At 66.1% G+C, this 17,403-nt stretch carries 11 protein-coding genes; 9 read left to right on the top strand and 2 right to left on the bottom strand.

Annotated features, from left to right (window positions below):
• Nucleotides 1-30: 30 nt before the first annotated feature.
• Nucleotides 31-654 (bottom strand): ribosome biogenesis GTP-binding protein YihA/YsxC, encoded by a 624-nt coding sequence (yihA, locus tag DGN21_RS03675; protein WP_024939454.1) that lies wholly within the window; start codon nt 652-654, stop codon nt 31-33.
• Between the two features lie 144 nt (nt 655-798).
• Between yihA and DGN21_RS03670 the strand changes: the two genes are divergently transcribed.
• From DGN21_RS03670 to betA, 7 genes are all read left to right on the top strand, one after another.
• Nucleotides 799-1,596: a c-type cytochrome gene (locus DGN21_RS03670; RefSeq protein ID WP_024939455.1), complete on the top strand. Its 798-nt coding sequence runs from the start codon at nt 799-801 to the stop codon at nt 1,594-1,596.
• 97 nt (nt 1,597-1,693) lie between these two features.
• A complete protein-coding gene (locus DGN21_RS03665) occupies nt 1,694-2,344 on the top strand; it encodes a thiol:disulfide interchange protein DsbA/DsbL (protein WP_160955284.1) in 651 nt (216 codons plus the stop codon).
• Between the two features lie 91 nt (nt 2,345-2,435).
• Nucleotides 2,436-3,251, top strand: a complete 816-nt coding sequence (locus tag DGN21_RS03660) for a thiol:disulfide interchange protein DsbA/DsbL (RefSeq protein WP_016902612.1) — start codon at nt 2,436-2,438, stop codon at nt 3,249-3,251.
• A gap of 49 nt (nt 3,252-3,300) precedes the next feature.
• A complete protein-coding gene (locus DGN21_RS03655) occupies nt 3,301-4,038 on the top strand; it encodes an endonuclease/exonuclease/phosphatase family protein (protein ID WP_024940789.1) in 738 nt (245 codons plus the stop codon).
• 136 nt (nt 4,039-4,174) lie between these two features.
• Nucleotides 4,175-6,154 (top strand): choline BCCT transporter BetT, encoded by a 1,980-nt coding sequence (gene betT / locus DGN21_RS03650; protein WP_046344267.1) that lies wholly within the window; start codon nt 4,175-4,177, stop codon nt 6,152-6,154.
• 40 nt (nt 6,155-6,194) lie between these two features.
• Nucleotides 6,195-7,667, top strand: a complete 1,473-nt coding sequence (gene betB / locus DGN21_RS03645) for a betaine-aldehyde dehydrogenase (RefSeq protein WP_104553707.1) — start codon at nt 6,195-6,197, stop codon at nt 7,665-7,667.
• 169 nt (nt 7,668-7,836) lie between these two features.
• Complete coding sequence (gene betA / locus DGN21_RS03640) at nt 7,837-9,507, top strand: choline dehydrogenase (protein ID WP_039512248.1); 1,671 nt, start codon at nt 7,837-7,839, stop codon at nt 9,505-9,507.
• Nucleotides 9,508-9,948: 441 nt separating this feature from the next.
• Here the strand turns inward: betA and DGN21_RS03635 are convergent, their stop codons facing one another.
• A complete protein-coding gene (locus DGN21_RS03635) occupies nt 9,949-12,828 on the bottom strand; it encodes a TonB-dependent receptor (protein ID WP_184551426.1) in 2,880 nt (959 codons plus the stop codon).
• A gap of 271 nt (nt 12,829-13,099) precedes the next feature.
• Here DGN21_RS03635 and DGN21_RS03630 point away from each other — a divergent pair, with 271 nt between their 5' ends.
• Nucleotides 13,100-15,073 (top strand): transglycosylase SLT domain-containing protein, encoded by a 1,974-nt coding sequence (locus tag DGN21_RS03630; RefSeq protein ID WP_167708423.1) that lies wholly within the window; start codon nt 13,100-13,102, stop codon nt 15,071-15,073.
• Nucleotides 15,074-16,045: 972 nt separating this feature from the next.
• Nucleotides 16,046-17,278 carry a multifunctional CCA addition/repair protein gene (locus DGN21_RS03625; RefSeq protein ID WP_160955190.1) on the top strand — a complete coding sequence of 411 codons (1,233 nt, stop codon included), beginning with the start codon at nt 16,046-16,048 and terminating at the stop codon, nt 17,276-17,278.
• Nucleotides 17,279-17,403: the final 125 nt, after the last annotated feature.

Below are 17,403 nucleotides of genomic sequence, written 5' to 3'. Positions count from 1 at the left end.
CCAGGCGTCATGCGCCAGGCCCGGCCCGGCTCACTCCGCGGCAGGCGCCGCGACGTCCAGGCCCAGCCAGCCGCCGACGATGCCGCGCAACTCGTCCACGCCCTGGCGCGACTCGCCGGAATAGGTCTGCACGGTCACGCTGTCGCCAAAGCGCGAGGTCACTTCCTTCTTGACCTTCTGCAGCGTCTGCATCTGCTGGCCACGGCCGAGCTTGTCGGCCTTGGTCAGCAAACCGTGCGCGGGCAGGCCGCGCTCGGCCGCATAGCCGAGCATCTGCAGGTCGTAATCCTTGAGCGGATGGCGGATGTCCATCACCACCACCAGCCCGCGCAGGGCTTCGCGGGTGCGGAAATAGCGGTCGATGAAGGCCTGCCAGTGCGCCTGCAGGTCCTGCGGCACCTTGGCGTAGCCGTAACCGGGCAGATCCACCAGATAGCGCTCGGGCTGGATCTGGAAGAACACCAGCTGCTGAGTGCGGCCGGGGGTCTTGGACACGCGCGCCAGTGCGTTCTGGCGGGTCAGCGCGTTGAGCGCGCTGGATTTTCCGGCGTTGGAGCGGCCGGCAAAGGCGACCTCGTAGCCGCCATCGTCGGGCAATTGCCGGGCGTTATGGGCGGACAGGTGGTAGCGGGCTTGTTCGATAAGGAGCGACATCTCCCTAGGATCGCACGTTCGGGGCCTGACGGTTTTGCTGCACTGTTCGTTGACCCTGGCGCAAAGGCGTGTCGATAATCGAAGCACGCCTGCCACAGCCAGCACCCAACGCGCGCGGGCCGGGTCCATACGGAGCTTTAGCTGATGCGCCATGCTCGTGTGCTAGTCCTCGCCGCCCTCGCCGTGCCGGTCATCGCCGCCGTGGCGTTTGCGCAGTCGGCGGTCACGCCGATCCCCGATCCGCCGCCGGTGCGCATTGCCCCGCTGGAGGTGGACCTGTCCAAGACCACCTGGGGCGATGCCAAGGCCGGCCAGACCAAGGCCGCCGCCTGCGCGGCCTGCCATGGCCCGGACGGCAATCCGGCGGTGGCCATGTACCCGCGCATCGCCGGACAGACCGAGCGCTACGTGGCGCACCAGGTCGCCTTGATCGCCAGCGGCGAGCGCAATACCGGCATGTCGGCGGTGATGGTGCCGTTCGTCAAGGACCTCACCGCGCAGGACATGCGCGACCTGGGCGCCTACTTCGCCACGCAAAAAGCCGCTGCCGGGGTGGCCGACGATGCGGTGGTCAACGAGGGGCCGTACCAGGGCCTGAAGTTCTACCAAGTCGGCGAGAAGCTCTACCGCAGTGGCGATGTCGCGCGCGGCGTGCCGGCCTGCATGGCCTGCCATGGCCCGTCCGGCAGCGGCAATCCGGGCCCGGCGTATCCGCGCCTGGGCGGCCAGCATGCCGAGTACGTGGCGCGGCGCCTGAAGGAATACCAGGCCGGCACCACCCAGGAGCGCAACCCGGCGCTGTTCAATATCATGGCGCAGGTGGCGCACCCGCTGACCGAGCAGGAGATCCAGGCGCTGGCCAGCTATCTGCAGGGTCTGCACGACCGCGCCGACGATGCCGCCGCCGCGCAACTGCCCGCAGCAACGCCCGCACGCTCATGAGCTGACCGCCGCAACCGCCACAGCGTGTCACGACGCCGGTCCCGCGACCGGCGTCGTCGTTTCCCGCCCTCCCCCTTCCCACCCCCACGGAGCCTGCATGAATCTGCTTTCCCGCCTGTCCCTGCTGTTGTTGCTGTTGATGCCGCTGGCGGCCTGTGCCGCCGACAAGAACGCCCCGCCGGTCGAGGGCGACGACTACATCGTCATCGACGGCGGCCAGCCGTACGCGCCGCTGGCCGGCAAGGTGGAAGTGGTCGAGGTGTTCGGCTACACCTGCCCGCACTGCGCGCACTTCGAGCCAACCCTGGAGGCCTGGGTGGCCAAGCAGCCGTCGTATGTGCGCTTCACCCCGGTGCCGGCGGCCTTCGGCGGGTTCTGGGATGCCTTCGCGCGTGCCTACTTCGCCGCCGATGTCCTGGGCGTGGCCAAGCGCAGCCATCGCGCCATGTTCGAGGCGATCCACGAAAAGCAGACCGTGCCGACCCAGAACGTCGCCCCGGAGGAACTGGCCGCCTTCTACGCCGGCTACGGCGTGCCGCAGCAGCGCTTCATCGAGACCTACAAGAGCCAGGCGGTCGACGCCAGGCTCGATGCCGCGCGCGAGTTCGCCAAGCGCAGCAAGCTGCCCGGCACCCCGGCGATCATCGTCAACGGGCGCTATCTGATCGGCGCGCGCAACTACCCGGACATGCTGCGCGTGGCCGACTACCTGATCGCCCGCGAACACGCTGCGCCTGCCAAGCGCTGAACCGCGTAACCGCCACCGACGGCCGCCCGTGGCATCATGCGCCCCGCGGCCGTCCGGCCCTTTCCTCGCCCCACGCTGGAGATCCAATCCGATGAAGACCCGCTTCGCCCTGACGCTGATGGCGCTGCTGCCGATCCTGGTCGCCTGCAAGGCCCAGGACGGCTCGTCCGACACCGCACCTGCCGCCACCACGCCGGCTGCCGAAACGGCACCTGCTCCGGCCGCTGCCACGCCGGCCGCCGATCCCGCCGCACCGCCTGCAGTTGGCGAGAGCGCCAGCACCCCGCCGGCCGCCGCCCCCAGCGCCGCACCGCGCGCGCCGAACGGCCCCGAGCCGGTCGCCGGCACCGACTATCTGGATATCGAAGGCGGCCAGCCGTACCAGCAGGCCGCCGGCAAGATCGAAGTGGCCGAGGTCTTCGGCTATGTCTGCCCCGCCTGCAACGCGTTCCAGCCGCTGATCGGGCCGTGGAAGGCCGGCTTGCCGTCGGACGTGCACTTTGTCTACGTGCCGGCGATGTTCGGCGGCCCGTGGGACGACTACGGCCGTGCGTTCTACGCCGCCGAAACCCTGGGCGTGCAGGAAAAGACCCACGAAGCGCTGTACAAGGCCATCCACACCGAGCAGACCCTCAAGGGCGAGCGCGGCAAGGATTCGGTGCAGGACATCGCCGCGTTCTACGCCAAGTACGGCGTGGACCAGAAGACCTTCATCGACACCATGAGCAGCTTCGGCGTGTCGGCCAAGACCAACCGCGCCAAGCAGTTCGCCACCCGCAGCAAGCTCACCGGCACCCCGTCGCTGATCGTCAACGGCAAGTACCTGGTCAAGGGCCAGAGCTTCCCGGACATGCTGCGCATCGCCGATCACCTGATTGCGCGCGAACGCGCCACGCTGGCCAAGTGACCCTGTCGATCGCCGCCCTGTGAACGCTTCGGATTCGCGCACCCTGCGGGTGCTGACGGCCAATATCCAGGCCGGCTCCAGCACCCGCCGTTACAGCGATTACGTTACCCGCAGCTGGTCGCACGCGTTGCCGCTGGGCAGCAAGCGCACCAGCCTGGACAGCATTGCCAAGCTGGCCGGCGAGCGCGACATCGTCGGCCTGCAGGAGGCCGACCCGGGCAGCCTGCGCTCGGGTTTTACCAACCAGACCCACTATCTGGCCGAGCGCGCCGGCTTCCATTACTGGAGCCACCAGCCCAACCGCCGCATGGGCGGGGTGGCCTCCAGCGCGAATGGTTTGCTCAGCAAGCTGGAACCGCTGGAAGTGCAGGACCACGCCCTGCCCGGCCGGATCGGTGGGCGCGGCATCCTGCTGGCCAAGTTCGGGCAGGGGCGCGAAGGCCTGGCGGTGGCGGTGGCGCATCTGTCGCTGGGCGCCAATTCGCGCATGGCGCAGCTGGCCTTTATCGCCGAATTGTTGTCCGAGCATCCCAACGCGATGTTGATGGGCGATTTCAACTGCATGGCCGACCGGCCGGAAATGCAGGCGCTGTACCGGCACACGCGGTTGCAGCCGCCGAGCTGCGAAGTGCATACGTTTCCGAGCTGGCGTCCGGACCGGGCGATCGACCATATCCTGGTCAGCGACAGCCTCACCATCGAGCATATCGAAGCGATTCCCGCCGCGTTCTCCGACCATCTTGCGGTGGGCATGGATATCCGCGTGCCACTGCAGCTGCTGCGTTAGCCACCACGCAAAGTGGCTACGGGTTCGCACTGGCGGACTCGACCGATGACACCCCCTCGACACCGCCTGTGCGATAACGCAGGCGGTTTTTCGTTGGGAGCACAGCACGTGATACGCGTCATATGAGTGTGTCGGCATGAGTGCGGTTGAGCCGCAGCTGTTGCCGGTGCGCACCCTGCGCCCGGTGTTCGTGCTGGCGGCCACGGTGGTGTGTACGTTTGCGTTGTTGGTGTCGTTGTTTCCGCTCGAAGCGGGCCGCGTGCTGCTGGACGCGCAGACCTGGGCCTCGCGCAATGTCGGCTGGTACTACCTGCTGGCGATGACGGTGTATCTGGTGTTTGTGCTTGGCGTGGCCTTGTCCAGCTACGGCAACATCAAGCTCGGCGCCGATCACGACGAACCGGAATTCAGCTATCTCTCCTGGGCCGGCATGTTGTTCGCCGCGGGCATCAGCATCACGCTGTTCTTCTTTTGCGTCTCCGAACCGCTCACCCATTATCTGCAACCGCCGCAGGGCGGCACCGGCAGCGGCGAAGCTTCCGCGCGGCAGGCGATGCAGCTGCTGTTCCTGCATTGGGGACTGCATGGCTGGGGCGTGTTTGCGCTGGCAGCGATGGCGCTGGCGTATTTCGCATTCCGCCACAACCTGCCGCTGGCCCTGCGCTCGGCGCTATATCCGCTGATCGGCAAGCGCATCAACGGGCCGATCGGCTACACCGTGGATGCGCTGGGCATCGTGGCCACCGTGTTCGGCCTGGGCGCGGACATGGGCTTTGGCGTGCTGCATCTCAACGCCGGCTTGAGCACCTTGATGGATGTGCCGCATACCCATTGGGTGCAGGTCGCGCTGATCGTGGCGATGATGGGCGCGGCGATCGTGGTGGCGGTGTCCGGCGTCGAGAAAGGCGTGCGCTGGATGTCGGACATCAACATGCTGCTGGCGATCGCGCTGCTGCTGTTCATGCTGTTCGCTGGTCCCACGCAGTATCTGCTCAACGCGCTGATCCAGAACCTGGGCGACTACCTGGGCAGTGTGGTCAACAAGAGTTTCGATGTGTACGCCTACGGCGGCCGCAGTGACTGGCTCGGCAACTGGACGGTGTTCTACTGGGCGTGGTGGATCGGCTGGGCGCCGTTCGTGGGCCTGTTCATCGCACGCATTTCGCGCGGCCGCACCATTCGCGAATTCGTGCTCGGCGTGTTGCTGATACCGCTCGGTTTCACCCTGGCGTGGCTGTCGATCTTCGGCAACAGCGCGCTGGACCAGCTGCTGCATCACGGCCAGGGCGCGCTGGCGCAGCAGGCCATCGATGCGCCGCAGACGGTGCTGTATTCGCTGTTGCAGGGCTACCCGTGGAGCCGCACGGTGATTACGGTGACGGTGGCGATCAGCTTCGTGTTCTTCGTCACCTCCGCCGATTCCGGCACGGTGGTGTTGTCCACGCTGTCCTCGCACGGCGGCGAGCCGCACGACGATGGCCCGCGCTGGCTGCGCGTGTTCTGGGGCGTGCTCACCGCGGTGGTGACCGGCGGCCTGTTGCTGGCCGGCAGCATGGACGCATTGAAATCGGCCGTGGTGCTGGCCTCGCTGCCGTTCTCTGCGGTGTTGTTGCTGATGGCCTGGGGCTTGTCGCGCGCGCTCAGCGAAGAATCGCAACGCAAGCGTGCGCAGCTCTACAGCCCCAGCCCGCTGATCGGGCAATCGCGGCATCACCGCGGCTGGCGTCAGCGCCTGGGCCAGGCGATGCATTTCCCGGCGCGCGATGAGGTCTATCGCTTCATGCACGACCAGGTACGCCCGGCGATCGAAGCGGTCACCGCGCAGCTGCAGGAAGAAGGCTGGCAGGTCAGCAGCCGGCTGGACGACGACGACATGGAAATCAGCGTCGACCACGGCGAGCAGCAGGGTTTCCGCTACCAGGTGGTGATGCGCGGCTACCTGACGCCGTCTTTCGCCGCGCAACGCCTGCGCAACCAACGCTATTACCGCGCCGAAGTGTATCTGTACGAAGGCAGCCAGGATTACGACCTGGTCGGTTACAGCCGCGAGCAGATCATCAACGACATCATCGATCAATACGAGCGTCACCTGCAGTTCCTGCATCTCACTCGCTGAGGTGCCGCCGCTGCCGCGTGCGCCCCACAGGAGGTTTTTCATGCCACGTTTTCCCGACCAGTTGCTGTATATCGGCGGCCGTTACGTTCCCGCCCGCGGCGGCCACACCTTCGAGGTGGTCAACCCCGCCACCGGCGAGGTGCTGGCCAATGTGCACAACGCCGGTGCCGACGACCTGGATGCCGCGGTCGACAGCGCCACGGCCGGCCAGCAGCAATGGGCGGCACTGACCGCGGTGGAACGCGCGCGCATCCTGCTGCGTGCGGTGGCGCTGCTGCGCGAGCGCAACGATGCGCTGGCCGAGCTGGAAACGCTCAACACCGGCAAGCCGCTGAGCGAAACCCGCAGCGTGGACATCGTCACCGGCGCAGACGTGCTGGAGTACTACGCCGGGGTGGCGCAGGCGCTGCAGGGCGCACAGGTGCCGCTGCGCGAAGGCAGCTTCTTCTACACGCGGCACGAGCCGCTCGGCGTGGTCGGCGCGATCGGCGCGTGGAATTACCCGATCCAGATCGCGCTGTGGAAGGCCGCGCCCGCGTTGGCAGCCGGCAACGCAATGATCTTCAAGCCCAGCGAAGTGACACCACTGACCGCACTCAAGCTGGCCGAACTCTTCACCGAGGCCGGCCTGCCCGATGGCGTGTTCAACGTGCTGCCCGGCGACGGCGCCAGCGTGGGCACCGCGCTCACCGAACACCCGCAGATCGAAAAGATCAGCTTCACTGGCGGCACCGCGACCGGGCGCAAGGTGATGGCCAGTGCCTCGAGTTCGTCGCTGAAGGACGTGACCATGGAACTGGGCGGCAAGTCGCCCCTGATCGTCTGCGCCGACGCCGACCTGGATCTGGCCGCCGACATCGCGATGATGGCAAACTTCTACAGCTCCGGGCAGGTCTGCACCAACGGCACCCGCGTGTTCGTGCCGCGCGCGCTGCGCAACGCCTTCGAGGCGCGGCTGCTGGCACGCGTGCAACGCATCCACATCGGCGACCCGCTGGACGCGCGCACCACCTTCGGCCCGCTGGTCAGCGCCGCGCACATGCAGCGCGTGCTGGACTACATCGAACAGGGCAAGGCCGAGGGTGCGCGCCTGCTGTGCGGTGGCGAACGTCTGCGCGATGGCGCGCTGGCACAAGGTTGCTATGTCGCACCGACCATCTTCAGCGACTGCACCGACGTGATGACCATCGTGCGCGAGGAGATCTTCGGCCCGGTGCTGAGCCTGCTCACCTACGACGACGAAGACGAAGCGATCGCGCGCGCCAATGCCACCACCTACGGCCTGGCCGCAGGTGTGGTGACACCGGATCTGGCGCGCGCGCATCGCCTGATCCATCGCCTGCAGGCGGGCATCTGCTGGATCAACACCTGGGGCGAGTCGCCGGCAGCGATGCCGGTGGGCGGCTACAAGCAATCCGGCGTGGGTCGCGAGAACGGCCTGGCCACGCTGCAGGCCTATACCCGCACCAAATCCATCCAGGTCGAACTGGAACGCTACGCGTCGGTGTTTTGACCGGCCGACGCCACCTGGCAGGCCGTCGCCGGCGATACCGGCGAGCTGCGCGAGCTGAAGCCTGTAGATCGTGCTGCCGTTTCGGTCGCTGTCATGTCGAATACCGACAGCCGCCCATGCAATCGTCTTGAAAGCCGCTTCACATCGGCACCGCAACAAGGAGAACCCCATGCAACGCGAATACGACTACATCATCATCGGCGCCGGCTCGGCAGGCAACGTGCTGGCCGCGCGCCTGACCGAAGATCCGGGCGTCAGCGTGTTGCTGCTGGAGGCCGGCGGACCGGATTATCGGCTGGATTTCCGCACCCAGATGCCGGCGGCGCTGGCATTCCCGTTGCAGGGTCGTCGCTACAACTGGGCCTACGAGACCGAGCCGGAGCCGCATATGGACAACCGACGCATGGAATGCGGGCGCGGCAAGGGATTGGGCGGCTCGTCCCTGATCAACGGCATGTGCTACATCCGCGGCAATGCGCTGGATTTCGATCATTGGGCCAAGCGGCCGGGCCTGGAAGACTGGAGCTACCGCGACGTGTTGCCGTACTTCCGCAAGGCCGAGACGCGCGACATAGGCGCCAACGATTATCACGGCGGCGAAGGCCCGGTCAGCGTGGCCACGCCGAAGAACGACAACAACGTGCTGTTCCATGCCATGGTCGACGCCGGCGTGCAGGCCGGTTACCCGCGCACCGACGATCTCAATGGTTATCAGCAGGAAGGCTTCGGGCCAATGGACCGCACGGTGACGCCGCAGGGGCGCCGCGCAAGCACCGCGCGTGGCTATCTGGATATGGCACGTCCGCGCGATGGCCTGCACATCGTCACCCACGCCACCACCGACCGCATCCTGTTTGCCGGCAAGCGCGCGATCGGCGTGCATTACCTGGTCGGCAACAGCAGCGAGGGCATCGACGCGCATGCGCGCCGCGAAGTGCTGGTGTGTGCTGGCGCGATTGCCTCGCCGCAGCTGCTGCAACGCTCCGGTGTCGGCGCGCCCGATCTATTGCGCGCACTCGACGTGCAACTAGTGCACGACCTGCCCGGCGTTGGCCAGAACCTGCAGGACCACCTGGAGGTCTACATCCAGTACGCCTGCACCAAGCCGGTGTCGTTGTATCCGGCGCTGCAATGGTGGAATCAACCCGCCATCGGCGCGCAGTGGTTGTTCGCCGGCACCGGCACCGGGGCCAGCAACCAGTTCGAGGCCGGCGGCTTCATCCGCACGCGCGAAGAATTCGACTGGCCCAACATCCAGTATCACTTCCTGCCGGTGGCGATCAATTACAACGGCAGCAATGCGGTGAAGGAACACGGCTTCCAGGCGCATGTGGGTTCGATGCGCACCCCCAGCCGCGGGCGCGTGCATGCCAAGTCGCGCGACCCGCGCCAGCATCCGTCGATCCTGTTCAACTACCAGTCCACCGATCAGGACTGGCAGGAATTTCGCGATGCGATCCGCATCACTCGCGAGATCATCGCCCAGCCCGCACTGGATGCCTATCGTGGCCGTGAAATCAGCCCGAGCGCGGACTGCAAGACCGATGCCGAGCTGGATGCCTTCGTGCGCGCACGCGCAGAGACGGCGTATCACCCGTCCTGCTCCTGCGCGATGGGCACCGATGACATGGCGGTGGTCGACGGACAGGGCCGCGTACACGGCATGGAGGGCCTGCGGGTGATCGATGCCTCGATCATGCCGCGCATCATCACCGGCAACCTCAACGCCACCACCATCATGATCGCCGAGAAGATCGCCGACCGCATGCGTGGCCGCACGCCACTGCCGCGCAGCACCGCCGACTACTACGTGGCCGGCGATGCGCCTGTGCGCGGGTGATGCTAGAAAACGCAGTGCGCTACCCTGGGTCGAGTGCGCGGTGCCCTCAGCGCTCGCAGGATACGCTGCAAATACGTCCTTGTAGGCTCGGCGGCGGCATCCATGCCGCCACACGGTCCCGCAATCGGTAAGCACACCGCACCAGAAAATTTGCATGTTGCTTGCTAAAAGACCGTGTTCTGATCTCGTTGCGTTGCGAAGCTGATCAGATGCGTCATTACCGAAAAACGCACGCCATGCATTGCTTGCAGCCATACACACCGACCAACTCGACGGGTCCCTGCCCGTTCACCGTCGCGGGACCTTACGCGGCATGGATGCCGCGTAAGAGCCTACAGGGACGTACTTGCGGCGTGTCCCGCGAGGGTGGGCGGGCAAGGGCCCTGCAGCCAAGCCGCAGATCAGCCGCTCTCCGCTTTACGCCCGACCCGGCCTGATGGACTAAAACTTCAAGTCGACCCGCGCATACCAGAAGCGTCCACCGGGGATGTCGTAGGTAGAGGCGTCGTAGCCATTGAGTGAGCACGACAGGCAGAGCGGCGGGTCCTTGTCGAAGACGTTGTTCAAGCCGGCCGTGAGCTGCAGCCCCTTGAGCCAATCGACGCGATAACCCAGCTGTGCATCGTGGTAGGTGATCGCATCCAGGCGATTGGTGCCTACTGCAGGATCGGAACACACCGCAAATTCCACTGCATCGCCGCATTGCTCGGTGAGTTTGGAGATGTGGCGCGCCGTCCAGGATGCGGTCCAGTTGCCCAGCGACCAGTCCAGTACCGCGTTGCTGGTCCACTCGGGGATCGCGCTGTCCACCACTTCGATGCCCGGCCCCTGCGGCTGGCGCTGCCCTGCCGCACCGAGCGCCTCGTAGCGGCCCACAAAGGTGTTCTGCCAGGACAATTTGAATCGCCCCAACCCGGTTTCCGGCATCGTCCAGAACAGGTCTACATCCCAACCGTCGGTCTTGATCGAACCCAGATTGGTCAACCGGTTGTTGAACGCATTGATGCCGCCGGTGGAGGCGCGCCCGATGCCATTGCAATACAGCGCGTCCAGGGTATCCACGCACAGATCCAGCTGGGTTTGCGCATTGATCGCCTGGATCGCGCCATCGACATGATGGCGATAGAACGTCATCTCCAGGTCGAGGCGGTCGGACCAGCTGGCATTGCTGGCAAAGCCAGGACTGAACACAAAGCCGGCACTGAAGCTGCGCGAACGTTCCGGATCCAGTTGCTCGTTGCCGCCGGTGGTGACCGAGATCTGCTGGTTGGCCTGTTGATAGCCGGCCGGTACGCCGAGCGATGCGCAGTTCGCGGCGCTGCCGCGCGGCGCGGTGCCGCCCAACCCGATCGAGCATGGATCGGACAGCTGCAGATCGGCGCGCGCGGCCGAACCGAACAGCTCGCCGATGGTCGGCGCACGGAAGCCCTCTGCATAACTGGTGCGCAGCACCAGCTCATCGGTGACCTGCCAACGCAAGCCGTACTTTGGCGTGAACTCACCACCGAAAGTGGAGTAATCCGAATAACGACCGGCGATATTCAGGTCGAGTTTGTCGCCCAACGACGAATTGGCGAAGATCGGGATATTGAGCTCGAGATAGGCCTCGTTGACGTCGTAGCTGCCTGACGTCGGCAACGACGGCACGCCGTTGTAGCGCCCCGCCACGGTGAGCGGATCGGGTTGGTAGGACCCTTCGTATTTGCGGTATTCGTAGCCGGTGGCGAACGACACCGCGCCACCGGGCAGCTGGAACAGCTCGCTGCTCAGATTGGCGGTGAACAGGCTCAACTCGTTCTGGCTGCGGTCGCGCACTACCGGCTGGATCCAGCGCAACATCTCCGGCGTGATGCTGCCGGCGCCGCTGAAGATATCCAGTGGCACGCAGCCGGCCACCGCCGCGCACGCGGCCGGATCGCCCAGGCCAAGGTTGATGTTGTAGAGGTTGTAGCTGCCGTAGTTGGTCTGTTCGGCCTTGTTCTTGCTGTACATGCCGTTGATGTCCCAGAACCAGGTGCGCGCCGCACCTTCGAAGGTGCCCACCAGACCGGTGCCGAAGTATTGCGTGTCGACCTGCTGCTCGAAACGGCGCGCCCCGCCCTCCACCGGGCGGCGACCGATCTGGATCAGGTTGGTAGCCGAGTTCAGCTCGAAGCCGAACGGATTGAACGGATTGAGCGCGGAAATCACGATGTTGTCGGCCAGCGGATTGCCGGTGCCGGCATCGGGGCCGAGAAAGATCGGCTCGGGCGCCGCCTGGTTGGTCGACTCGCGCCGGTTGCCCAGCGCCTTGACGTACCACTGCACGTCGTCGTTGAAGTAATAGCGGAATTGCGCGAACACGCCCTTGCGCTCGGACGGTGTCAGCAACAGGTTCTGTTCTGCAAAGTTGTAGCGGTCTGCGGTGCCGAAGCAGTGGTAGTCGTCGCTGCGCGTACAGCCGGCGCTGCCATCGTATTGCGGCGTGCCGACGCCGGCGTTGGGCGTGAGGTTCTGGCGCACGCCGGTGTTGGGGTCGACGAATTGGAAGCGACCATCGGGCGTTGCCGAGCTGGCAAAGGTCAGCCCGGTGCCCGGGATCGGGAAGCGGGCCTGCGCGCGGTCGCGTGCGTAGATCGGATCCTGCTTGACGTAGCTGGCGCCCAGAAACAGGCTGAAATCCTCGCCACTGGTGCCCCAGGCCAGGTCCATGCCCTGGTTGGCGCCGTCGCCCTTGCCGTACTGCCCGTAGTTGAGCGTGACCTGCGCACCGTCGAAGCTGCGCCGGGTGATGATGTTGACCACGCCGGCAATCGCATCCGAGCCGTACAGCGACGAGGCGCCGTCTTCGAGTACCTCGATCCGCTCCACGATGGCCAGCGGAATGGTGTTGAGATCGGTCGACGAGCCCACGCCGGAGGCCGAAGACTCGTTGACCCAGCGGATGCCATCGACCAGCACCAGCACGCGCTTGGAGCCGAGATGGCGCAGATCCACCTGCGCCGAGCCGGCGCCCACACCGCCGCCATCGGGCGGGAAGCCGAAGTTGCCGGACGAATTGAATTTGGCGTTGAGCGCCGAACCCGACGCGGTGAGTTCCTGCAGCACCTCGCCGATCGAGGTCAGGCCGGTGCGTTCGATGTCGGCGCGGTTGAGCGTCTGGATCGGCACCTGGCCCTGCAATTCTGCGGTCTTGATGCGGGTGCCGGTGACCTGCACGCTGTCGAGCGTGCGCGTACTCGGGGCGGCCTCGGGCTGTTGCGCCCAGGCGAGTGTGGGAACCAGACACAACGACAACTGCACGGCCAGGCATGACCGCGGGGAGCCAATCAGACGCTTCATCCTTTCTCTCTCCAGAAGGACTGCTAAGTGTCCGCACGCCCCCGTGCCCTGCGGTCCGCCCCAACTTTTAAACGAAACCTTAACGCCCCGCAAGCCAACCATGCAGGCAGTGAGAGACGCTTCCCATTGCGCGCCGGGCCGCAGACCAAGACCGCGCGCCAACGGGACGCATCTGCGCCTCGCGGCGCAGGTCGCTGCCGACAGCGCTGACGGGCGTCGATCCTGCACGTATTCACTCAGGCGCGCGGGCGCGCTTCGGTATCATCGCGCAATGACTTATGCCCCCCGTCTTGCCACTGTTTTCGTCGGCCTGCTGTGCCTTGGCAGCACCACGCTGCATGCCCAAAGCCTCGACCCGCAACTGACCGCCATGCGCGATGCCATCGCCGCTGCAGAGCGCGGCCAGTCCGATGCCGGTCAGCTCGGTGCCCTGAGCCGTCACCCGCTCTATGGCTGGCTGGAATTTGCCACGCTCAAGCGCAACATCGACAACGTCTCCAACACGCAGGCGCAGGGATTTTTGCAGCGTTATGCAGGCCAGCCGGTGGCCGAAAGCTTCCGCAGCACCTGGTTGCCGGCGGTGGCGCGGCGCCAGGACTGGACCACGTTGCTGGCCAACTGGAAACCCACCGACAACGTCGGCCTGCGCTGTGCGCAGCTGACCGCGCGACAGGCAACCGGCAAGCTGGATGCGCAGTGGAGTCGCGATGCGTTGACGTTATGGCGTACCGGCAAGGGCCTGCCCGATGCCTGCGATCCGGTGGTCGCCGGGCTGGAGTCGCGCGGCGAGCTCATTCCGGCGCTGCGCTGGGAGCGCGTGGAGGCGGCCGCCGATGCACAACTGCCCGCGGTGATGCGCACGGCCGCACGCGGTCTGCCGGCAGCCGATCTGGCCCTGGCCAACGACTACGCCGCGTTTCTGGACAAGGTGCATCCGCGTGCATCGAGCTGGCCCAGAACCGAGCGCAGCCGGCGCATCGCGGTCGATGGCCTGGCCAAGCTAGCCAAGAGCGACCCGGATGCGGCCGAGCAGCAGTTGCCGCAGCTGGCCAGCGCGCTCGGTTTCAGCGAGGCGCAGCGCGGCCAGGTGCTGTACCAGATCGCGCTGTGGACGGTGGCGTCGTACCTGCCGGATTCGGCGCGTCGCCTCAATGCAGTGCCCGATGCCTCGTACGACGAGCGCCTGCACGAATGGCGTGCGCGCGAGGCGATGGCGCGCGGCGACTGGCCGGCCGCCTTGGCGGCGATCCGCAAGATGCCCGCCACCCAGCGCAGCGATTCGCGCTGGCAGTATTTCGAGGCGCGCCTGGCCGAGAAGACCGGCGCGGCCGCGGCTGCGCAGCCGCTGTATCGCGCAGCCGCGCAATCGCCGACCTTCCACGGCTTCCTGGCCGCCGATCGTCTGCAGCAGCCATATCGCCTGTGTCCGTGGGAGCCCAAGGACACCCCGCAGGCCAAGGCCGCCGTCGCGCGCGATCCGGCGTTGCTCCGCGCCATCGCCTTGTTCCAGATCGACCGCCCCGGTTGGGCCGTGGCCGAGTGGAACGATGCCGCGAGCCGCTTCGACGACACCCAGCGCCGGCTGGCGGTGCAGGTGGCCAGCGAGAATGGCTGGTTCGATCGCGCAGTGTTCGCGCTCGGCAAGCAGCCGGACGAACAACGCCTGTATGCATTGCGCTTTCCGCTGCATCACGACGACAGCATTCGCCGTGAAGCGGCCAAGAACGCGATCGACCCGGCCTGGGTGGCAGCGGAGATCCGTGCCGAAAGCATCTTCAATCCACGCGCGCGCTCGCCTGCCAACGCGATGGGCCTGATGCAGGTATTGCCGGGCACCGGCGCGGCCGTGGCCAAGGGCATCGCCCTGCCCGGTTATGCGGGCGCCACCAGCCTGTACGAGCCGGACACCAACATCGCCATCGGCACCGCCTATCTGCGCCAGTTGCTCAATACCTACGGCCTGCCCTACCTCACCATCGCCGCCTACAACGCCGGCCCGGGGCCGACCGGGCGCTGGCAATCGCAACGGCCTAACTTCGAGCCGGACTTCTGGATCGAGACCATCAGCTACAAGGAAACCCGTGAGTACGTCGCGCGTGTGCTGGCTTTCAGCGTGATCTACGACTGGCGGCTCAACGGCGACATGCTGCCGCTGAGCGATCGCCTGATGGGCAAGCTGGTGGACAAGCGCCTGAAACCGGTGTGCACGCCAGGCCAGGCGACCAATAACGCGGCGCAGGACTGAGCTCCCAGTCAGCCGCCGAACATGGCGGCCGGATGAGGTGATCGTGCTTGCGCGGTTGCGCGTGGTTGTCTTGGCCTGGGGCGCAAGCTAGGCGATGCCGCTCTGGTACTTGCCTTTCGTTCGCTCCTAGGCTTGAAGCTCTGTGGCTCTGTGGCTCTGTGGCTGTGAGGCTGTGAGGCTGTGAGGCCAACCAAGCCTTTCCCTTCCTTGCGTTGTTTCGGTGGATCGAAGGCTCGGGTCGTCGAGGGCGCGGTGCCCTCACCGCTTGCGGGACACGCCGTGAATCCGTCCGTGGAGGCTCGGTGGCGGCATCCGTGCCGCCACACGGTCCCGCAACCGGCAAGGACACCGCACCAGAAAGTTGGTCGGTAGTCACGTGAAAGTAGCTTGTTACACGACGTGCATTGGACGTTGGCCGTTGGGCCGGGCAAGTACATCACTATCCGAAATGCACATCACGCGCTGCTCTTACCCGTGCGCAGCAGACGTCCCGACTGGTTGCCGCTCGAAGTGCATCGCGCATTGAGCCGGCGCATCGGCATCAAGCAACGCGCATCAAGCATTGCGCTTAGCTGTGCACACCGACCATCTCGACTGGTCCTTGCCCGCCCATCGTCGCGGGACCTTACGCGGCATGGATGCCGCGTAAGAGCCTACAGGGACGTACTTGCGGCGTGTCCCGCGAGGGTGGGCGGGCAAGGGCCCTGCAGCAAAACCACACATCACCCCGCTCTACAGCTGATCTATCCGCAAAGCCGTACTGCCTTGCGGCATGTCCCGCGATGGTGGACGGGCAAGGACCCTGCAGCAAAGCCACACCGCACCGGCTCTACGGCTGATCTATCCGCAAAGCCGTAGGTCGTCCGCTGTGCCTTACGGCATGTCCGCGATGATGGGCGGGCAGAGGCCCTGCAGCCAAGCCTTGGATCAGTCGCCCTACGACGCACGCACCGCATCGGGCATCATGTCGCGATGAAGATCTATCTTGTTGGCGGCGCAGTCCGCGATGCCCTGCTTGGCCAGCCCGCTGGCGACCGCGACTGGGTGGTGGTCGGTGCCGATCAGGCGCAGATGGAACGCCTGGGCTTCAAACCGGTGGGGAAGGACTTCCCGGTGTTCCTGCATCCGCGCAGCGGTGAGGAGTATGCGTTGGCGCGTACCGAACGCAAGTCCGGGCGCGGCTATCGCGGCTTCGTGGTGGATGCCGATCCTTCGGTGACGCTGGAAGAGGATCTGCTGCGCCGCGACTTCACCATCAATGCGATCGCACGTGACGAGGACACTGGCGAGCTGTTCGATCCTTATGGCGGCGCGCGCGATCTGCAGGCGCGCGTGCTGCGGCACGTGGGGCCGGCCTTTGTCGAAGATCCCGTGCGCGTATTGCGCGCTGCCCGCTTCATGGCACGCCTGGCACCGCTTGGTTTCACAGTCGCGCCAGAGACCGCAGCACTGATGCGCGAGATGGCCGCCAGCGGCGAGCTGGACAGCCTGGTGCCCGAACGTGTGTGGCAGGAATTGCGCCGCGTGCTGGAGAGTGCACAGCCGTCGGCATTCCTGCGCACGCTGCACGACACCGATGCGCTGCGCGTCATCCTGCCCGAGATCAATGCGCTGTATGGCGTGCCGCAACGTGCCGAGTTTCATCCGGAGGTGGATACCGGCATTCACCAGGAAATGGTCAGCGACATGGCCGCGCGACTTGCGCCCGGCGACGCGCTGGTGGGCTTTGCCGCATTGACCCACGACCTGGGCAAGGCGCTCACGCCGGCGGAAGAATGGCCGCGCCACATCATGCACGAACAGCGCGGCGTTGCCCCGCTGCAGACATTGTGCGAGCGGCTCAAGGTGCCACAGGATTATCGCCAGCTCGCCATCACCGCCTGCCGCGAACACTTGAACGTGCATCGCCTGGCCGAACTGCGCGACCGCACCGTGCACGAGCTGCTGGTGCGCTGCGACGCGTTTCGCCGCCCCGAGCGCATCGCGCAACTCGCGCTGGTCTGCGAAGCCGACAAGCGTGGCCGGCTGGGCAGCGAAGACGCCGCATATCCGCAGGGCGAACAGTTCAAGCACCTGCACGCCGCTGCGCTGGCCATCAATGCGCGCGACCTAGCCGCACAAGGCCTGCAAGGCCCGCAGATCGGCGAGGCATTGGCGAAGGCGCGGATTGCGGCGATTGCGGCCGCAAGAAAGGCCGGCACATAGCCGATGCATCGCGCATACCGTTGTCGCAACACGACAGGGATGTAGCCGTGCCAAGCAAAGCGTTGCCGCTCAGATCCTGACTAGCGAAAGATCCCCGGGTCGAAATTGCAACCGCGAGCCGCCGC

Origin of the sequence: Xanthomonas sp. MLO165 (genome assembly GCF_018831305.1) — a bacterium.
Lineage (GTDB): Bacteria > Pseudomonadota > Gammaproteobacteria > Xanthomonadales > Xanthomonadaceae > Xanthomonas > Xanthomonas arboricola.
This window is presented reverse-complemented; position numbering and strand designations above follow the sequence as displayed.